The 18,620-nt window shown below is 63.9% G+C and carries 20 protein-coding genes; 9 read left to right on the top strand and 11 right to left on the bottom strand.

What is annotated here, in order from left to right:
- The first annotated feature begins 55 nt into the window (after nucleotides 1-55).
- The 3 genes from FHY55_RS03390 (at nucleotide 56) to trpB (ending at nucleotide 3,163) form a co-directional block, all read left to right on the top strand.
- Nucleotides 56-1,234, top strand: coding sequence for a lytic murein transglycosylase (locus tag FHY55_RS03390; protein WP_140012845.1), 1,179 nt, complete (start codon nucleotides 56-58; stop codon nucleotides 1,232-1,234).
- Between the two features lie 90 nt (nucleotides 1,235-1,324).
- Nucleotides 1,325-1,873: a manganese efflux pump MntP family protein gene (locus FHY55_RS03385; RefSeq protein ID WP_140012844.1), complete on the top strand. Its 549-nt coding sequence runs from the start codon at nucleotides 1,325-1,327 to the stop codon at nucleotides 1,871-1,873.
- 60 nt (nucleotides 1,874-1,933) lie between these two features.
- Nucleotides 1,934-3,163 carry a tryptophan synthase subunit beta gene (gene trpB, locus FHY55_RS03380; RefSeq protein ID WP_140012843.1) on the top strand — a complete coding sequence of 410 codons (1,230 nt, stop codon included), beginning with the start codon at nucleotides 1,934-1,936 and terminating at the stop codon, nucleotides 3,161-3,163.
- A gap of 12 nt (nucleotides 3,164-3,175) precedes the next feature.
- On the opposite strand, the gene FHY55_RS03375 is transcribed toward trpB, so the two are convergent.
- The 10 genes from FHY55_RS03375 to rsfS all read right to left on the bottom strand — a co-directional run bounded on the left by FHY55_RS03375 (nucleotide 3,176) and on the right by rsfS (nucleotide 12,072).
- Entirely contained in the window at nucleotides 3,176-4,174 is a 999-nt protein-coding gene (locus FHY55_RS03375) for a zf-HC2 domain-containing protein (RefSeq protein WP_140012842.1), read from the bottom strand.
- A complete protein-coding gene (locus FHY55_RS03370) occupies nucleotides 4,174-4,677 on the bottom strand; it encodes an RNA polymerase sigma factor (RefSeq protein WP_140012841.1) in 504 nt (167 codons plus the stop codon). The genes FHY55_RS03375 and FHY55_RS03370 overlap by 1 nt, the downstream gene beginning before the upstream one ends.
- A gap of 156 nt (nucleotides 4,678-4,833) precedes the next feature.
- Complete coding sequence (locus FHY55_RS03365; protein ID WP_140012840.1) at nucleotides 4,834-5,370, bottom strand: tetratricopeptide repeat protein; 537 nt, start codon at nucleotides 5,368-5,370, stop codon at nucleotides 4,834-4,836.
- Nucleotides 5,371-5,524: 154 nt separating this feature from the next.
- A complete protein-coding gene (locus FHY55_RS03360; RefSeq protein WP_140015983.1) occupies nucleotides 5,525-5,896 on the bottom strand; it encodes a DUF2237 family protein in 372 nt (123 codons plus the stop codon).
- A gap of 5 nt (nucleotides 5,897-5,901) precedes the next feature.
- Nucleotides 5,902-7,083: a serine hydrolase gene (locus FHY55_RS03355; RefSeq protein ID WP_140012839.1), complete on the bottom strand. Its 1,182-nt coding sequence runs from the start codon at nucleotides 7,081-7,083 to the stop codon at nucleotides 5,902-5,904.
- Between the two features lie 115 nt (nucleotides 7,084-7,198).
- Nucleotides 7,199-8,545, bottom strand: coding sequence for a S41 family peptidase (locus FHY55_RS03350; RefSeq protein ID WP_140012838.1), 1,347 nt, complete (start codon nucleotides 8,543-8,545; stop codon nucleotides 7,199-7,201).
- Nucleotides 8,546-8,549: 4 nt separating this feature from the next.
- A complete protein-coding gene (locus FHY55_RS03345; RefSeq protein ID WP_140012837.1) occupies nucleotides 8,550-9,689 on the bottom strand; it encodes a murein hydrolase activator EnvC in 1,140 nt (379 codons plus the stop codon).
- The gene (gene gpmI / locus FHY55_RS03340; RefSeq protein WP_140012836.1) at nucleotides 9,686-11,197 is read right to left on the bottom strand and encodes a 2,3-bisphosphoglycerate-independent phosphoglycerate mutase; all 1,512 of its coding nucleotides are present in this window, start codon (nucleotides 11,195-11,197) and stop codon (nucleotides 9,686-9,688) included. Before gpmI ends, FHY55_RS03345 begins: the two co-directional genes overlap by 4 nt.
- Nucleotides 11,198-11,273: 76 nt before the next feature.
- The gene (gene rlmH / locus FHY55_RS03335) at nucleotides 11,274-11,744 is read right to left on the bottom strand and encodes a 23S rRNA (pseudouridine(1915)-N(3))-methyltransferase RlmH (RefSeq protein ID WP_140012835.1); all 471 of its coding nucleotides are present in this window, start codon (nucleotides 11,742-11,744) and stop codon (nucleotides 11,274-11,276) included.
- A 7-nt stretch (nucleotides 11,745-11,751) separates the two neighbouring features.
- Nucleotides 11,752-12,072 (bottom strand): ribosome silencing factor, encoded by a 321-nt coding sequence (gene rsfS, locus FHY55_RS20940; protein ID WP_371707696.1) that lies wholly within the window; start codon nucleotides 12,070-12,072, stop codon nucleotides 11,752-11,754.
- A 265-nt stretch (nucleotides 12,073-12,337) separates the two neighbouring features.
- Here rsfS and FHY55_RS03325 point away from each other — a divergent pair, with 265 nt between their 5' ends.
- The 4 genes from FHY55_RS03325 to FHY55_RS03310 all read left to right on the top strand — a co-directional run bounded on the left by FHY55_RS03325 (nucleotide 12,338) and on the right by FHY55_RS03310 (nucleotide 15,894).
- Entirely contained in the window at nucleotides 12,338-13,909 is a 1,572-nt protein-coding gene (locus FHY55_RS03325; RefSeq protein WP_140012834.1) for a hypothetical protein, read from the top strand.
- 117 nt (nucleotides 13,910-14,026) lie between these two features.
- Nucleotides 14,027-14,506 carry an RNA pyrophosphohydrolase gene (locus FHY55_RS03320; protein WP_140012833.1) on the top strand — a complete coding sequence of 160 codons (480 nt, stop codon included), beginning with the start codon at nucleotides 14,027-14,029 and terminating at the stop codon, nucleotides 14,504-14,506.
- A complete protein-coding gene (locus FHY55_RS03315) occupies nucleotides 14,503-15,003 on the top strand; it encodes a hypothetical protein (RefSeq protein WP_140012832.1) in 501 nt (166 codons plus the stop codon). Before FHY55_RS03320 ends, FHY55_RS03315 begins: the two co-directional genes overlap by 4 nt.
- Nucleotides 15,004-15,045: 42 nt before the next feature.
- Nucleotides 15,046-15,894 (top strand): bifunctional 2-polyprenyl-6-hydroxyphenol methylase/3-demethylubiquinol 3-O-methyltransferase UbiG, encoded by an 849-nt coding sequence (locus FHY55_RS03310; RefSeq protein WP_140012831.1) that lies wholly within the window; start codon nucleotides 15,046-15,048, stop codon nucleotides 15,892-15,894.
- 5 nt (nucleotides 15,895-15,899) lie between these two features.
- Here the strand turns inward: FHY55_RS03310 and FHY55_RS03305 are convergent, their stop codons facing one another.
- Complete coding sequence (locus FHY55_RS03305) at nucleotides 15,900-16,796, bottom strand: phytanoyl-CoA dioxygenase family protein (RefSeq protein WP_140012830.1); 897 nt, start codon at nucleotides 16,794-16,796, stop codon at nucleotides 15,900-15,902.
- Nucleotides 16,797-16,888: 92 nt separating this feature from the next.
- Here FHY55_RS03305 and FHY55_RS03300 point away from each other — a divergent pair, with 92 nt between their 5' ends.
- Together FHY55_RS03300 and FHY55_RS03295 are read left to right on the top strand one after the other, a co-directional pair.
- Complete coding sequence (locus FHY55_RS03300) at nucleotides 16,889-17,887, top strand: LacI family DNA-binding transcriptional regulator (RefSeq protein WP_168222922.1); 999 nt, start codon at nucleotides 16,889-16,891, stop codon at nucleotides 17,885-17,887.
- Nucleotides 17,888-18,088: 201 nt separating this feature from the next.
- Nucleotides 18,089-18,529 (top strand): hypothetical protein, encoded by a 441-nt coding sequence (locus tag FHY55_RS03295; RefSeq protein ID WP_140012828.1) that lies wholly within the window; start codon nucleotides 18,089-18,091, stop codon nucleotides 18,527-18,529.
- Nucleotides 18,530-18,620 lie beyond the last annotated feature (91 nt).

Raw genomic sequence — 18,620 nt, 5'->3', positions numbered from 1 at the left:
GTTGCCCCGCTGGCGCTTTACGCTAATCTCGCCACGACCCGCACCGGAGACCACAATGCGCCTTGTCCTTGCCGCTACGCTCGCCCTCGCCGCCGCATCATTGCATGCCCAAGAGGCCTCCGACGTGCCTTGTGGCGGCAGCTTCTCTGAGTTCAAGCAAGCGCTCGTGGCGGAGGCCCCGGCCCATGGCGTCGCGGCAGAAACTGCAGAGCGCTTTCTCTCCGGCGTCCGGCAAGACAGCCGCGTGTTGAAAGCCGACCGGGCGCAGGGCGTGTTTCAGATGCCTTTTGTCGATTTCTCCCGCCGCCTCATCAGTCAGGGGCGGATTGACCGGGGCCGCAGCAACGACAGGAAATACGACAGCATCTTCAGTGAAATAGAGGCCCGATACGGGGTTTCCCGCGGCGTTCTCCTCGCATTCTGGGCTTTTGAAACGGATTACGGCACGTTTCAGGGCGATTTCAACACCGCCAATGCGCTAGTCACGCTGGCGCACGATTGCCGCCGTCCGGCGCTCTTCCGCCCGCAGATATTTGCCGCGATGAAACTTTTTGACACGGGGGATCTCGACCCGGACCGCACAACCGGCGCATGGGCGGGCGAAATCGGCATGGTGCAGATGTTGCCGGAGGACATCCTCGAAAACGGCGTGGATGGGGATGGTGACGGCCATGTTCGCCTCAAGACATCCGCCGCCGATGCGTTGATGTCTGGCGGCAAGATGCTTCAGGCGCTCGGCTGGCGCGCCGGGGAACCGTGGCTACAGGAAGTGACCCTTCCCGAGAGCCTCGACTGGTCAAAAACAGGGCTGGAAACCGAGTTGCCCGCCGCCGACTGGGCCGCAATGGGCGTTGCACCGCGCGAAGGCAGCTTTGCCAACCTGCCGGCCTCCTTGCTACTGCCTCAAGGGCGCAAGGGCCCGGCTTTTCTGGCCTACCCCAATTACCGCGTCTACTTTGAGTGGAACCAGAGTTTCGTTTACGTCACCACCGCTGCCTATTTCGCAACCCGGCTGGAGGGCGCGCCGGTGTTCAACGCGGGCAACCCAGATCCGGGGCTGTCAGACGGGCAGATGAAGGCGCTGCAACAGAAACTGGAGGGCCGGGGCCACGATGTGGGTGCAGTCGACGGTATTCTTGGCGCAAAAACCCGCTCCGCGATTCGTGCCGAACAGGCCCGCCTCGGGCTGCCTGCCGATGGCTGGCCAACGGCAGAGCTGTTGAACGCGCTTTGATGGCGCAACTGCAATTCAATCGCAACACATTGTTTTTTTTGACCATCTTACAGGGGACGCCTACCTGACCTTCTAGGAACAGGACGCGCCATGACCCCGATTGCCATCGTAACACTCGCGCTCGCGCTCTCCGTGGATGCTTTCGTGGCGGCTCTGGGGCGGGGCGCGCAATCGGGGCGGCCCGGCTTTACCGCCGCACTCTCCACCGGCGCGGTTTTTGGGGCCATTGAGGCGTTTACCCCGCTGCTGGGCTGGGCTGCGGGCCTTGTCGCGAGCCAGTTTGTGGCAGCCATAGACCATTGGATAGCCTTCACCCTGCTTGTCCTTGTCGGCGGGCGCATGGTGCTACATGCACTGGCAAAATCCACGCCTCGCGCCACTACAGGCTCGCTTGTGATTACCGCCATCGGCTCCTCGATTGACGCTTTCGCGGTGGGCATTTCTCTCGCCATGATGGACGCACCCATACTCATTGTCGCTCTTTCCATTGGCGCGGCGACCATGGCCATGGCCACTGCGGGCACGCTTGTCGGGGCCAGCCTCGGCCGCCGCTTCGGGCGTTGGGCGGAGATCATGGGAGGCTTAGCACTTGTCACCCTCGGCACCGCAATTCTGATCGAGCACACGCTGCTTGCCTGATCGCCTTGCCGCCCGCCGCCCGCACCTTTAGAACGCGGGGTGCACCAAGGAGTCCGCGCGATGAACGACCTTCCCAACAGCTTCATGACCGGCCCCGACGAGAAAGGCCGTTTCGGCGATTTCGGCGGGCGTTTCGTGTCGGAAACGCTGATGCCGCTGATCCTCGAACTTGAGGAACGCTACGAGCATGCCAAGACCGACCCGGAGTTCTGGGCCGAGATGGATTTCCTCTGGAAGCACTACGTGGGCCGCCCCTCGCCGCTCTATCTGGCCGAGCGGCTGACCGAGCGGCTGGGTGGCGCCAAGATCTATTTCAAGCGCGACGAGCTGAACCACACCGGCGCACACAAGATCAACAACGTGCTGGGCCAGATCATCCTCGCCCGCCGCATGGGCAAGAACCGCATTATTGCAGAAACAGGCGCGGGCCAGCACGGCGTGGCCACAGCCACCGTCTGCGCCAAGTTCGGCCTTAAATGCGTGGTCTACATGGGCGCCCATGACGTGGAGCGGCAGGCACCCAACGTGTTTCGCATGCGCCTGCTGGGCGCCGAGGTAGTGCCGGTGACGTCCGGACGCGGCACGCTTAAAGACGCGATGAACGACGCGCTGCGCGACTGGGTGACCAACGTGCGCGATACCTTCTACTGCATCGGCACCGTCGCCGGCCCTCACCCCTACCCGGCCATGGTTCGCGATTTTCAGGCCATCATCGGCAAGGAAACCCGCGAGCAGATGATGGAGGCCGAGGGCCGCTTGCCCGATAGCTTGGTGGCCGCCATTGGCGGCGGCTCCAACGCCATGGGCCTGTTCTTCCCCTTCCTCGACGACAAGGAAGTGGAGATCATCGGCGTCGAAGCGGGCGGCAAGGGCGTGAACGAGAAGATGGAGCACTGCGCCTCCCTCTCCGGCGGCCGCCCCGGCGTGCTGCATGGCAACCGCACCTACCTGTTGCAGGACGAGGACGGGCAGATTCTTGAAGGCTCCTCGATCTCGGCGGGCCTCGACTATCCCGGCATCGGGCCGGAACACAGCTGGCTGCACGAGACGGGCCGGGCCAAATACGTGTCGATCACCGACAACGAGGCGCTCGAGGCTTTCCAGCTCTGCTGCGAGACCGAGGGGATCATCCCAGCGCTCGAGCCCTGCCACGCCCTCGGTCACGTGATTAAGGCCGCGCCTGAACTGCCCGCCGACCACCTGTTGGTCATGAACATGTGCGGACGCGGCGACAAGGACATCTTCACTGTCGCCAAGGCTCTGGGCGTTGATATGAGCGCAATGGGCTGAGGCCCTTGCGCCTCATACGTCTTGCGCGGCCTGGCGTGCTATGCTGCCGAGGTCCATCTCTGGCTCGCCCACGGCGACCCAGGCGGCGCCCGGTGCGAGCCAGCGCACCATTTCCACGCCGTTAAAGCTGCGCGGGGTGAACTCTTCCGAGCCCTCTCCCTCTCGGGCCAGCACACAAAGCGCCATCACCTGCCCCTCAGCATCCGTGTAGAGCAGCTGCGCCACGGGCTTTCCGCCTGCCACGAGCAAGCGCGCCCCTTGGAAGTTGAAGCCAGAGGCTGTTAGATCGGGCACGTTGAAGGGCACGCCGGTTTCCTTGCCGAGCCATGTTTCAATATGCGCCCGCTCGGTTGCCGGAACCTCCACCAGATGCGCGGTTTGGCGGGCATAGACCCGGTGATAATCGGCAATCTCGTCCATCCAGCCACGGGTCGCATGGCCATCGGCAAGCTCTTCGTTCGGTGCAATGACGCGGGTGATCAGCGCCCCCGCGCCCGCGCCAACCATCAGCAGTGCCAGAATGGCCGCGATCGAGGCGGAGAAGATTGGGCGGCGGTCCAGATTGGCCGGGGTAAAGAGGGGAGGCGGCGTTTCTTCTCGGGGGGCGGCACCACCGGGCGGGATGGCCCCCATCGCGGGTGTTTCGGGCAACGCATCGGCAGAGGATTCCATGGCGACTTGTCCGGGCACTCCCGGTTCGCCTTCAGCCACCTCCGGCGGCTGCGCCGGGGCTTCGCCCATGGGGCTCGCGGCAGCGACGGTTGGCGTTGCTTGCTCGACTCGCGTGCCCGGCGTGGTGGTGGCAGAAACCGTGGCCGCAAGCGCGGGCGGCAGCGGCGCATCCAAGAGCGCATCGAAGGCCATGCCAATCTCGCCGTCCAAAGCGCCTGCGGCCTCGATTTCGGCTGCAAGCTCCGGGTCTGCGGCGGCTTCGGCCTCAAGGCGCGCGGCATCTTCTGCGCTCATCTCGCCGTCGAGGTAGGCCGAGATCCTGTCCATCCGGTCCATCATCACGCCGCTCCTTCTGCCAAAGCCGCGCGCAGCTTCGCCCGCGCAGCCGACATGCGGGACATTACCGTGCCCGCAGGAATATCGAGGATTGCAGCCGCCTCGCCGTAGCTGTGGCCTTCTACCGACACCAGAAGCAGCACTGAGGCGAGGCCTTCGGGCAGCGCCACGATCTGAGCCATGACCTGCCCAGCGCGGGTGGCCTCCTCCCCGCCTGCGTGGCTCACCAGTTCGGCGGCCTCCTCGGCGGGCACCGTGCCCGCGCCAGTGCGCACTTGCCGCTTGCGCATCTCGGACGTCCAGAGATTGCGCGCCATGGTGTAGAGCCAAGGCAGCAGCGGCTGCTCGGGGTTCCACCTTTCGGCGTTGGTTATGGCGCGTTCGCAGGTCATCTGAACAAGGTCATCGGCCTCGGAGGGGTGGCGGGTTAGGCTGAGCGCAAAGCGCCGCAGCCGCGGGAGGCTGGCCAGAAGCTCGGCTTGAAAATCTGTCGCGTCGGGCTGCACGTTGCGGCCTCCTCGGGGCGGGACGGGCACCATGGCCCGGCTGGCCCGATAGAACCTGTTGCCCGAGCGTGATGCAACCGCCCGCGCGAAAATGCGCCCGGACGGTTGGCTGTGGGGCAGGCCGGGATGAGCCCGCCCCCGGGGATCTGGTGGAGATCAATAATCCACCGCGACCCCGCCAATCGCGTTCATCAGGCTGTCGTAGGCCCAGGTCTCGGTGCCGCCGCGCAGGGCGATCTCTTCCAGCTGTTCGGTGGCCCCGGCCAGATCACCGGCAGCAGCAAGGCCTTGGCCCATGTAGGAGCGGGCGAGGATGTAATCGGGGTCCACGTTCAGCGCGGCCTGATAGAAGCTCATCGCGGTGTCGGTCTCGCCCATCTTGCGGTGGGTAAAGCCCTTGTAGTTGAGGATGCGCGGGTCGTTCTGATTGTCGGCCGTGGCGAGCACCATCAACGCCCGGTCGTACTTGCCGTTGTAGGCCAGCTCGCGGGCCGCGTTGTAGCGGTCGTCATCGGTGACGGCTTCGGACTTGGCGTCGAGGCATTTGGCGGTTTTCTCGTCGAACACCTGACCTTTTTCACATTTCGTCGTGGTGCTGGTGGAGGTAGGCGGCGTTGTGCTGTCGGAGCCGGCAGCGAAGACCGGGGCGGCAAGTGCGATCAGGGCGGCGGAGAGAGGAAGAATGCGGGTCATCTGTTTGTCCTTTGGATCAATCGTTTGGCTTCGTTTATTCCGGTGACGGCCCTCAGCGGCTGTCACTAGAGATACGCAGCAGGGCGGGAGTTTATTCACTCGGGGGCACAAAATTTCGCGGGAAAATTTGCAAGTATCTGAAATTGCGTGATAACTATTTTACCGCAACCGCTTTCAGAGTTGCCAACGGCACAATCTCCAGCGCCCGTTGGTGGGTGGCTTCCAGCACCACCTGCGGCGGGCATCCCTCGTCCTGGGCCTGCAGGAAGCGGCTGGCGCAGAGGCACCATCTATCGCCCGGCTTGAGCCCCTCAAAGCCGTACTGCGGCATAGGTGTGCTCAGGTCGTTGCCAACGTATTTTGAATAGGCGAGGAACTCAGCCGTCATCACCGCACAGACGGTATGGCTGCCGGCATCCGCTGCGCAGCTGTTGCAGTGGCCATCGCGGAAAAAGCCGGTGACGGGGGCCACTGAACAGGGTTCCAGCGGGCCACCCAGCACATTGAGGGAGGGATATTTTTCCAATGCAGTCACGGGCGGGCCTCCGCGTTGGCCTCTGCGATCTGGCGGAACCATGCCATAATATCATCCCGCACTTCACCTTGGCCGAAGGCGGGATCTGCGGCGGTGACGGCAATCACCACCCGGGCGGGCCGATTGATGTAGATGTACTGGCCGTAGATCCCGACAGCCATAAACTCTCCTTCGCCCTCCTTGGGCATCCACCAATGGTAGCCATAGCGCCACTTGCCCGGTGCTGTCACCGCCGAGGGGCGGGTGCTTTCTTCGACCCAGTCGAAGGGCACGATGCGACGCTCTCCCAGCCGCCCGTCCTGAGCATACATCAGGCCAAAGAGGGCATAATCACGCAGAGACATGTTTAGCCCGCCCAGCACGAAGCCCTGCCCCTTGGCATCTGTCAGCAGGTAGGGCTGCGGGCCCTCAAGTGCCATCGGTGCCAGCAGCCGCTCACCCAGCAGGGTGGCCATATCCTGCCCTGTCGCGCCGCGCATCACCATGCCCAGCACGTGTGTGTCCATCGACACGTAGCGCCAGCGCTCTCCCGGCGGCCCCGCGCGGGCATCAAGCCCGGCGGTGAAACTGTCAAGCGAGCCGCCGATGGCGAGGATGCGGCCCATCTTGTTGATGTCTGACCAGAAGTCGGAATAGGCCTCGTCGAACTCCACCCCCGACTGCATCTGGAGCACGTCGCGGATGCTTGCCCTATCGTAGGCGCTGCCGGCCAGTTCAGGCGCATAGCGTGTGACCGGGTCGTCCAAGCTTTCGATTTCGCCCGCGTCGAGCAGGATGCCGAGCAGCGCGGAGACGAAGCTTTTGGCCACCGACCATGAGATGCGCAGGTCATCCGGCCCGGTGCCTAGGTGATAGCTCTCGTGGGTCACCTGCCCGTCTGAAAGCACCATAAGCCCGGTGATCCGACGCGCCGCGATGATCTCCTGCGAGCGTTCGGGCAGCGCCACCGGCTCGGTCTCCAGCATCGGCTGCAACGCCCCGCCCTCGCCCACCGGCAGCGGCACCGCGTGAAACAGTTCGCCCATGTGCCCGAAGTTCCAGACGATGACATCCGGGTCGAACAGCCGCTGCACCGCCCAGAGCCGCGCGACCTCTTCGCGCTTGACCCATGCGGCGGCGGCCGCCGCAAGAAGCAGCAGCAGGAGGCCTACACCAATCGCTTTGAACGCAGCACGCATGCGCGCCACCCGACCACGCGCCGCCCACCTATGCAAGCCGACAGCCGGTGCGCCGGAGACGAAAAAGGGCGGCCCGAAGACCGCCCTTATCCGAAGTTCTCTTATGCCTGCGGGCTTACTCGGCTGGCTCCAGCGCGTGGAGGCCTTTGAGCAGGTCAATCGCGTAGGCAAGTTGATAGTCGTCATCGCGGAGTTGGGCGGCAGCTTCGGCGGCAGCGCGCTCTTCCTCGATCTGGCGAATCTCGTCTTCGCTCAGGCTGTCATTGGAGATTGCCCCGCGCAGGTCCGCCTCGGAACGGCGGCGGGCGGCGGCGGATTGTTCTTCATCCTCCTCCTCCACGGCGTTCGGGTTTACCGTGGGCTGCTGCACGACGATGTCGGGCGAAACGCCCAGCGCCTGAATCGAGCGGCCCGAGGGGGTGTAGTAGCGCGCGGTGGTGAGACGCATCGCGCCGTCGCCTTTGAGCGGCATGACGGTTTGCACCGAGCCCTTGCCGAAGCTCTTGGTGCCCACGACGATTGCGCGGCGGTGGTCCTGCAGCGCACCGGCGACGATTTCGGAGGCCGAAGCCGAGCCGCCGTTGATCAGCAGCACGATCGGCTTGCCTTCGGCAAGGTCGCCCGCCGTGGCGTTGTACCGGTCGCCATCGGCAGCCTGACGGCCACGGGTGCTGACGATCTCGCCCTTTTCGAGGAAGGCATCCGAGACCTTGATGGCCTGCGTCAGCAGCCCGCCCGGGTTGTTGCGCAGGTCGAGTACGATGCCGTTGATGTTGTCCATCCCACCGGCTTCTTCGACGGCCTTCTTCAGCCCCTCTTCGAGGTTGGGGAAGGTCTGGTCGTTGAAGGTGGTGATCCGCAGCACGACCGAGTCGCCCTCGGTACGGGTGCGCACGGCGGTAAGCTTGATGGTGTCGCGCACGATGGTCACATCGAAGGGCTCGTCGACGCCTTCGCGCACCACGGTAATGATGATCTCGGAGCCAACCGGGCCACGCATCAGCTCAACCGCGTCATCCAGCGTGAGGCCCAGAACCGACTCGCCGTCGACATGGGTGATGAAGTCGCCAGCTGCGATACCCGCTTCGTCGGCAGGGGTGTCGTCGATGGGAGAGACGACCTTTACGAACCCCTCTTCTTGCGTCACCTCGATACCGAGGCCGCCAAACTCGCCGCGGGTCTGCACGCGCATATCGGCTGCATCATCCGGAGAAAGGTAGGAGGAGTGGGGGTCGAGCGAGGTGAGCATACCGTTGATGGCTGCTTCGATCAGCTCTTTCTCATCGACCTCTTCAACGTATTGCGCGCGGATGCGCTCAAAGATGTCGCCGAAGAGATCGAGCTGCTCGTAGATCGAGGCGTTGCGGTCGGTTTCCTGAGCGATCAGGGGGCCGGCGATCTGGGTGCTCATCAGCGCCCCTGCCAGCGTGCCGCCCAGCGCGGCCATCATGAATTTCTTCATACCATCATCCATCCTTGGTAGCGGCAAACCATTCGGTCGGGTCCACCGGGGCGTCGCCCTGTCTCAGCTCCATATAAAGCGTTTCGCTGCGCTCTGCACCCGCTTCCGGCGTGCTTCCTTCTGCAAACTCTGCGGCGTCGGCTCCGCGCCCCGGCGCAAGCCCACCCATGAGGCCGAGCGGCGCGCCTGCGGTGACGATCTCGCCGGGCTCACCATAGACAGTTTCCATCCCGGCGAGCACCAGCAGAACGTCTGGCGCGGGCTCAAGGATCATCACGTTTCCGTAGTCCAGAAGCGGGCCTGTGTAGCGGATTGTGGCGGCAGCGGGGGCGGTGAGAAGGGTGCCGGGGTAGAGCGCCAGCAGCAGCCCGGGCCGGGCGATACCGGCGGCGTCGGGCTCTTCATAGCCGCGGATAACGGTTGCGGGGCCGGGCAGTGGCAAGGCGCCCTGCGACTCTTCGAACCCCGCACCTTCAGCGGCTGTCGCCCCGGCGATTTGCGAGAGGCCGGAGGCGAAGGACGCGAGAGTATCGGAAGTTTCGAGTAGCTCCCGCAGGCGGTCCGGGTCTTCCACGTATCGGCGCGGCAGTTCTGTGCGCTCGTCGATGGCGCGGGTGAGCGCAAGCCTTGCATCCTGTGCGCCTTGCAGGCCATCGCTCAGGGTTTCGCTGGCGCTCTCCTGCAGGATTTGCAGCAGGGTTATCTCCTCCACCTGCCCGCGCAATGTGGCCGCCTCGGCCTGAAGCCCCGGCGTGACGTCACCAAGGATCATGGCCGCCCGCGCCGTGCCTGCAGGCCCCGCCGGGTGCAGCAGCAACAGCGGCGCAGGGCTGCGCTCCATGGTCGACAGGACGCCAAGAAGCTGGCTGACCTCTGCCTCCCGCGCCTCCAGCGATGCTCGCAGCACCTGCTCGCGGATCGCCGCTTGCCGCAGCCCGGTGCGCAGCGCGGTCAGCCCGGTTTCATAGGCCCGCACGGTGCGGGTGAGCGCCTCTACCCGGTCAGCCCGCGTTTCGGCTTCTTGCAGCGCGACCGAGGCCTTCTTGAGCAGCGAGGCGGCGTCGATGGCAATCTGCGCCGGGTCGCTCTCTTGCGCAGCGGCAGGCACCGCCATGGCCAGGCAGAGAAGAAAAGCGCGGATCATCCCAGCAGGCTCTTCCCTGTCATTTCCTCAGGCTGCGGCAGGCCCATCAGCGATAGGACCGTTGGCGCAAGATCGGCCAGCCGCCCATCGGCCACGGTGGTGCCCTCCGGCGCGCCATAAACCACGACCGGCACTGGGTTGAGCGTGTGAGCGGTGTGTGGGCCGCCGGTTTCGGGATCTATCATCATGTCGCAATTGCCGTGGTCGGCGGTCACGATCATCGCTCCGCCGGCCTTCTTCAGCGCCTCAAGCGCAGCACCAAGCCCGGCATCCACCGCCTCGCAGGCGGCAACGGCGGCCTCGATGATGCCGGTGTGGCCCACCATGTCGGGGTTGGCGAAGTTGACAACGATAAAGTCGTAGCCCTTCTCAATCGCCCCGACGAGATGCTCTGTTACCTCTCCGGCGCTCATCTCGGGCTGCATATCGTAGGTCGCCACATTGGGGGATCTGGGCATGTAGCGGTCTTCCCCCGGCTCAGGGTCTTCCTTGCCGCCGTTGAGGAAGAAGGTGACGTGAGGGTATTTCTCGGTTTCAGCGATGTGGAACTGAGTCAGGCCCTGTTCAGCCACCCATGCGCCCAGCGTATTGACGATATCGCGCGGCGGGAAACAGGTGGTCATATAGGCGTTGTGCCCTTCGGAATATTCCACCATCCCCAGCAGCGCCGCCAACTCGGGCCGGGTGCCGGTGTCAAACTCCGCAAAGCCCGGCTCACCAATAGCACGCAGGATCTCACGGGCGCGGTCGGCGCGGAAATTGAGGAAAAAGAGCCCGTCGCCGTCCTTCATTCCGGCGTAGTCACTCAGCACCGTTGGCAGAATGAACTCGTCGGTCTTGTCTGCCTCATAAGCGGCCTGGACCACGGCCACGGCATCCTCGCCCTGTTCGCCCTTGCCCTGCACGATGGCCTCATAGGCCTTGCTGACCCGGTCCCAGCGGTTGTCGCGGTCCATCGCGTAGTAGCGACCCGAAACGGTGACGAACTTCGCGCCATCAGGCAGATGCTTCTCCGTCTCGCCAATGTAGCCGTCGGCCGATTTCGGGGCCACGTCGCGCCCATCGGTCAGCGCATGGATCGCCACCGGAACGCCCGCGGCGGCAATCGCTTTGGCGGCGGCAATCATATGGGACTGGTGGCTGTGCACCCCCCCCGGTGAAACCAGCCCAGCAAGATGCGCCGTGCCGCCCGAAGCCTTCAGCGCAGCGATGAACGCGCCGAGCCCTTCGTTCTGCGCAAAAGAGTCGTCTTCAATGGCGAGGTCGATCTGGCCAAGATCCATTGCCACCACGCGGCCTGCGCCGATATTCGTATGGCCGACCTCCGAGTTGCCCATCTGCCCGGACGGTAGCCCCACGTCCGGCCCGAAGGTCGTGAGGCTGGCATTTGGGCAGGTTTCCATCAGCCGGTCGAAATTGGGCGTTTTCGCCAACGCCGGAGCGTCGCCGGGGCCGCCATCTCCGATACCCCAGCCATCGAGAATGCAAAGGACGACAGGTTTGGGCATGGGGCGGCTCCTTGACGGTTTGGTGGAGTCTTAGACCATCGCGTTGCCGGTGAAAACGGGGCGTGCTCGCGCGCTGTCAGACGCGGTGATAGGGCGTGCCCGCCAAAATCGCGGTGGCGCGATAGAGCTGTTCGGCCAGCATCACCCGAGCCAGCATGTGGGGCCAGACCATCTTGCCGAAACTGAGGGTAAAGTCTGCCTCCGCGACCAGCGCCGGGTCTAGCCCGTCGGCACCGCCGATCAGCAGCGCCACCTCCGGGCGGCCGGTGTCGCGCCACTTTGCGAGTTGATCCGCGAAACCGGGTGAACTCAACACCTTGCCGCGCTCGTCCATCGCAACCACTACCGCGCCACTGGGCAAGGCCTTGCGCAACAGCTCCGCTTCCGCCGGCTTGCCGCCACCGCGCTTGTCTTCCAGCTCAACCACGCGGGCAGGCCCAAGCGCCAAACCGCGCCCGGTTTTCCCGGCGCGGTCTAGGTAATCGTCAATCAGGGATTTCTCCGGGCCGGCGCGCAGCCGCCCGATTGCGAGAATGGTCAGCTTCAAGAGCGCGTCAGGCGGTGGCCGTCGCCGGCTGCCACATCTTTTCTAGCTGATAGAAGTCACGGACCTCAGGACGGAACACGTGAACGATCACATCGCCCGCGTCGATCAAAACCCAGTCGCCCGCATCCTTGCCTTCGACCTTGCAGGACGTGCCATGCGCCTGCTTCAGACGGTCTACCAGCTTTTCAGAGATCGCGCCCACCTGCCGGGAGGAGCGACCCGAACAGATCACCATGTGATCAGCCATGGTCGACTTGCCCGAGAGGTCGATCGTTACGATCTCCTCGGCCTTGTCGTCTTCGAGCGATTGAAGGATGTCCGCGAGCAGCCCTGTGGTGCCGCCTGCTTTGCCGTTAGGTGCCCCGTGCTGCGGGGCGTTGCCTGCCGTGTGCTGGACGGCGGCCTCCGAAGAGTGAGACAGGAGATGGTCCTCCGAAGTTACGCGCCTGTGCTTCCCCGGCGCCGGGCATGGCTTTAAGGTAGCACCGGGGCGGGCCTGCATCAATGTTTCTTGACGCAACGCGCCCGGCCATCTTCGCACCCCCGGCGGATCGTTGCTTTACCCGCGCGCGGCGGGGTGGCAACGTCTCGCAATGAGCGCACTCAAGGCATTTGGCCCACTATCCGAAGCGGAGGAGAAACTGCTCGCGTCCTGTGGTGAGCCCGACAGGGTGACACTGGGCGACGGCAAATTGCCGCCCGCCGAAGATAACCCGGCAGTAGAGGTGCGGGCGGCGCTGTTGCGCGAGCTTTTGCTGGGGCTCTACGAGCACCCGCTCAATGCCAAGGGGCTGCGGCTGCGGGGCGCGCGGATTATCGGCACGCTCGACCTGCAGGGCACCGATTGCACGCTTGATATCACGCTCTCGGCCTGCCGGATCGAGAGCGAAATGAACTTGGTTAACGCCTCCCTGCGCGGCCTTCATTTGCAGGGCTGCTGGCTGAAGGCCCTAACCGCCGATAACGCCCGGTTTGCTGGCTCGGTCTATATCCGCGGCGATGCTCACGTGGCAGGCGAGATCGGGCTTGCCGGGGCTCGCATTGGGGGCGATTTGCAACTTTGCGGGGCCACGATCGACGGCGGCGGGCAAGATGCCGTGTTTGCGCCCTCGCTTCGGGTTGAGGGCTCGGTCTTTCTTGGGAACTACCCCTACGCTGAAGGCGAAACCACGTTGCATGCCCGTGGAATGCTGTTCTTCTCCTCCGCGCGGATTGATCATGATGTTTTCATCACCAACTGCGCCATCGACCTGCCAGAAGAACCGTTGGGGCATGGTGCCTTTGGAGCCACTGAAGAACATGGTGCCGATATTGCCATTTCACTGGCGCGGGCCCGGGTGGGGGGCATCCTCTTTTTCCAGAACAACGAGATAGGCCGGGTGGTTAACCTCGCGGGAGCCGAGGTGGCCCGCTTCAAGGATGAACCGACCGGACCCGGCGCGGCTTACCCGCTTCGGCTAGATGGCTTTCAATACACCGACTTTTCCCGCCACGCCGACACCCGCCCGACCGAACGCCTTCAGTGGCTGGCCCGAAGAGCCGAGGGCCTGGCCTTTAACGCCCAGCCTTACGAGCAGCTTGCCTATGTGCTCGGCCGTATGGGCCACCGGGGCGATGCGCAAACCGTACTTATGGTGAAAGAGCGCCTGCTGCGCGCCGAGAATCGCAGGCTTAGGGCGGAAACCTCGGGTTACGGGCCGCGCTGGTTGATCATGTGGCTCTCGGACATGGTGCTGCGGTTCACTGTTGGCTACGGGTATCGGCCCGGTCGGTCCGTGGCCTTTGCGGGGTTGCTGATCGCCGGTCTTGCCGCCTTTTACCAAGCGACTTGGAATGCGGGGGACATGACCCCAAACGCCGCCCCGATCCTTACCTCTCAGCCATGGATCGAAGCGACGCAGAGCCACCCCGAAGGCCCCGGTGCCTTCTGGAGCCAGCCGGGCGAGGCGGGGCAGGATTGGGAAACGTTTTCTTCCCTCGCCTATGCAGCCGACCTTGTGATTCCGCTCGTCAGCTTTGGGCAGGAAGAGGCATGGGCCCCCTCCACCTCCCGCTCCCCTTGGGGCGTAACGGGCTGGTGGCTGCGTTGGTTTGCGAAGGGTATCGGCTGGATCGTGACCGCCCTTGCCGCCGCCGCGCTGACGGGGCTTATCCGCCGCGACTGACAACACGCTTCGATGCCAAGGGAGTCTTGTAGCATTTGCCTGCCGGAGTATTCGTCCGGCGGTGCCAGCCCCACAAACGCTATTGAATAACGCGCTCGCCTGCCACTAACTCCGCCCATGACCAATGCCGACTCGCTCCCTTACCGCCCCTGCGTGGGCGTCGTGCTTCTCAACTCTGATGGCCACGTCTTCGTTGGCCAGCGGATCGACAGCGCCACACCCGCTTGGCAGATGCCTCAGGGCGGGCTGGATGCAGGTGAAGATCACCGCACTGCCGCGTTGCGCGAGTTGGAGGAAGAAACCGGCATTGCCCCGGACAGGGTGGAGATTGTAACCGAAACCGCGGCGCCCGTGCGCTATGATCTGCCTCCTGAGCTTTTGGGCAAGATCTGGAAAGGCAAGTACCGCGGGCAGGAACAGCATTGGGTTTTGATGCGGTTTTTGGGTGAGGATGGCGAGGTGAACCTAGCCACGAAACACCCCGAGTTTTCCGAATGGCGGTGGCTGCCCGGTTCTGAGTTGGTGGCTAATATCGTGCCCTTCAAGCGCGCGGTCTACAAGGCCGTCGTGGCTGAATTTCAGGAGTATCTTGCATGATGAAGACTCTCGCCGCTGCCCTTGCCTTCAATGCGATTGGCGCGGCACTTCCAGCCTCTGCGCTTTCCTGCATGCGGCCTGACCCGGTGCTGCAGTATACTCAGGCCCGCGACGCGGAAGCCCGTTATCTCATTGTGCATGGCACGCTTACAGCCACCCAAAAAATTCGCAAACACAAGAAGGATCTGTCGCGCCGGTTTGAGCCGAAGCCGATCTATATCAAAGCCCGGTTGCAGGGAATGCAACTGGGGCGCGATGGCTTTTCTACACCCGTTGATGTGCCCGTCACCGTAGCGCTCGCCTGTTTTGCCTCTTGGTGCGGCGGGTGGCCCGGATCGGACCAGATGCTGTTGTCGGTGGCCGAGGGAAAGGGAGGGAAGCTGACCGTCACTTCCGATCCTTGCGGCTCACAGACCTTCCACAACCCCACCCGGGCGGACCTGCGCCGCGTGGTGAGGTGCCACAAGGGCGGCAACTGCAACGTGAAGCAGCGCTGATCGTGCTTTTCCGCACAGCCCGTCTCCGCTAGACGGGTTGCAATGGGACAGAAAGTCGACACACGCGCCATCGGCCTCGATGTAGGCCTGAGCTTCATGCGATGGCTGACGGGCGCTGAGAACCTGCATTACGGCCTTTGGGATGGCTTGCCGGTGGCTGCCGAAAACCTTGGCGCGGCGCAAGCGGCCTATACGGACAAGCTGTTCTCCTATCTCCCCGAAGGCAGCCTGCGAATCCTCGACATTGGCGGCGGCGCTGGAGAGACGGCCAAGAAGCTGATTGCGCTTGGGCATGACGTTGAAATCGTCGTCCCCTCCCCCTTCCTTGCCTCACGTTGCCGCCAGAATGCACCCGAGGCGCGCGTGCACCAGTGCATGTTCGAGGACTTTTCCGGCGCGGGCGGCTTTGACTTGTGCCTGTTTTCCGAGAGCTTTCAGTACATTCCGCATGAGGTCGCGCTGAAGGAGGCGCTGGCACTGCTGAAGCCGGGCGGACAGGTGCTGATTGCGGATTGCTTCCGCTCGGAGAACTACGAGGGCGTGAAGCGCAGCCAAACCGTTGGCGGGGGGCATAGGTTAGCCGTGATGCGGGAAACCCTTGCGGAGATGAAGCTGACCATTGAGGCAGAAGAGGACATTACCGAGGCTGTTGCGCCCTCGATCGACCTTGAGCAGGGGCTCTTCAACGTGATGGGCCATGGCGTCAGCCGCGTGGATGAAGAGTTGAAGATGAAGAAGCCCAAGACGCGGTGGGCCCTGGCCTTCTTCATCCGCCGAATGGTCAGCGAGCGCCGCCTGTTTCGGCTCAATGAGCGGCTGAAGGAGAGCAAACGCACCTCCGAAGCTTTCTGCCACTTCAACCGCTATATGATCTTCCGGCTGACCCGCTGAGCCGATTACCCCATTGCGAAAGCGCTTTTCTGCCCCGCGGTCTTCTGGGTTTTGAAGATCGAGGTGTTGTCGGGCGCGGGCGGGAGCGGCATGCGCGCCGGCACCTGCTCCAGCCGTGGCTCCAGAACCGGCTGGCCAGTGACCATGCGGCTTTGGATGTCGTCCCAGAATTTGCGCTGACCGAGGGCGTGGATGTAGCTTGATGAGCCGAGAATCGGCCATGCATCCGCGCGGGCCAGTTCGTAGAACAGGATCAGACGGTTACGATCGCTCATGTTGGGAGCGGAGCCGTGCAAGGTGCGCACGTGATGGACCGTCATGCTGCCCGCCTTGCCCGTGAGGGTGACCGCCTTTGAGAGGTCAAACTCCGGATCGTCCGGGTTGACGGCACCGGCGAACACGCCGTTCACATGGTGGCTCAACACTGGCCCCTTGTGCGAGCCGGGGATGACCATCAGCGGCCCGTTGGCCTCGTCGACATCCTCCAGCATCAGGCCGAAGGCGAGCAGATCATCGTTGGTGTGCGGGTAGAAGGCCCAATCCTGATGCCATTCCACCGCTGCCCCGCCGCCGGGCGCTTTGGTGTTGAGCTTGGAGGTGTTGATCAGGGTGTTGGGGCCGAGCAGACCATTTAGCACTTCTGTCACCCGGCTTTGGGTGAGGATTTCCCAGAAGTAGGGGTTTTGCATGTGCGGTAGCTTGATCCGGGTCAGGCGCGGGTTTTCGGCGGTGTGACCTTCATCCAGATCGTACCGCTCGTCGCTCTCTTTTAGCGGGCGGGCCGCATCAATCATCTCGCGGGTGATCGTTTGCAGCTTGGCCAATTGATCGGGCGTTACCACGTCCTCGACCATCAGGTAGCCGTTCTCATCATAAAATTCTTTTTGATCCTGAGTAAGCATCGTGCGTCTCCTCCCTAAGCATGGTATCGATACCATGTCTTGCGTGGTATCGATACCATCGCTATCTCCGTGTCGTCAACAACGGGGTTCGCATGACAAAGAAATGGGTGACGATGGGCGATGTGGCCCGTGCGGCGGGCGTTGGCAAAATCACTGTCTCGCGTGCGCTTTCAACACCCCAGAAGGTTTCGGCGGAGACGCGTGAGAAGGTAGAGGCTGCAGTGGCCGCGCTGGGCTACGTGCGAGACGATACCGCCGGGGCACTTTCATCGCAGCGTTCGAAGATGGTGGGAGCGGTGGTTTCCACCTTGGACCAGCCAGTCTTTGCTTCAACCATCCGGGGGCTGTCAGAAGGCCTCGCGCCGGAGGGCATGCAACTGCTGCTCGGCACAGCGCAATATGCGCCAGAAACCGAGGCCGGGCTGGTGGCGACCCTGATGGGCCGCCGCCCCGACGCGATGGTGGTGACCAGTTCGGAGCACACCGAAGGCACCCGGACGCTCCTTTCTCGCCTGCCAACTGTCGAACTCTGGGAGTTGCCTGAAAAGCCCATCTTCGCAGCTGTCGGCTTTTCCAACCGCGCCGCTGGCCGGGCGATGACGGAGCATCTTGTGCAAACCGGTCGCCGGGCCATTGCCATGCTCTCCACTGAGCGCCCCGGAGATACGCGTGCCCAGCTTCGTGCCGAAGGCTATGCCGAGGCCGTACCGGGCCACGCCCCGCGCCTTTTGAAGCTTACGCCAGAGCCGGGCCAGACAGGCCCGGATCTTGGTGCCATCGGCCTTGAATGGATTCTCGAAAAGTGGCCCGACACGGACGCGGTGCTCTGTGCCTCCGACGCCCTTGGGCTGGGTGCCTTCTGCGAGGCTGGGCGGCGCGGCTTGAGCGTGCCCCAGCGACTAGCGATCACCGGATTTGGCGATGTGGAGGACGTGGGCGACGCGGGGATCGGCCTTACCACGATCCGCATTGATGGGGCCGCAATTGGGCGCAAAGCGGCCCAACTTCTGCTGGCAGCAACCACCGGACAAGCCCTGCCTGAAACGCGCATTGATATGGGTTTCACTCTCACGCGGCGCGCCAGCAGTTGATGTTGCCTATCGGCGCTTTGGCGCACGTGCAGGGGCGCACAGCGGCGGCGGACTCTGTCTGAAACCGGGAATCGGCTCCAAACCGCTCGGAACAGCCCAGCCTCCGATTGGGGGATCGACCCCATACGAATGCAGCGCCTCACAGGTCATTTTCATCTCATCCGGTCGGCAAAGACCACAACAGATGAAAGGAACTGACAAATGAAACTCACCAAACTCATGGCCCTCCCCGCCCTCCTCGTCGTCACCGCCCTCTCGGGCTGCATCGAGATCGACCCAGGCCTCGTGGATGCCGGCCCGGGTGGCCCCACCGGCCCACAGAAGAAGCCGCTGAACGCCGCTTCGCTCAACAACGGCGACACCGTCACCGTGAACGTGACGAAGGATGCCTCGGGCCGCGGCGGGCTGCTCCAGCTTTGCCTGCGCAATCAGGCGACCTGGGACAAGCGCTTCAGCGTCAACGGTGGCGGCTGGGTAACAGCCAAGCGCAACTCGATCCGCTGCACACAGGTTCCGGCGGCGCAGGGCCAGCGCGTGAACTTCTCGCGCCACACCATCAGCGGCTGGATCGACTCCGGCGGCAAGACCTACGACATGACGGATCGGGGCGGCTCGCGGATCGAGCTGGTCTGGCTCCAGTAACCAGCTAGACGCGGAGCGCCGGGGGAGCCCCCTCCCCCGGCCTCTAAGTCTGGTCCCGAGCCGATCGGGACGCGTCGGCCCGGCTGCCTCA

The sequence above is a fragment of the Oceanicola sp. D3 genome, assembly GCF_006351965.1.
Classification (GTDB): Bacteria; Pseudomonadota; Alphaproteobacteria; order Rhodobacterales; family Rhodobacteraceae; genus Vannielia.
Note: the sequence above shows the minus strand (reverse complement) of the source record. Positions and strands in the feature narration are given on the sequence as shown.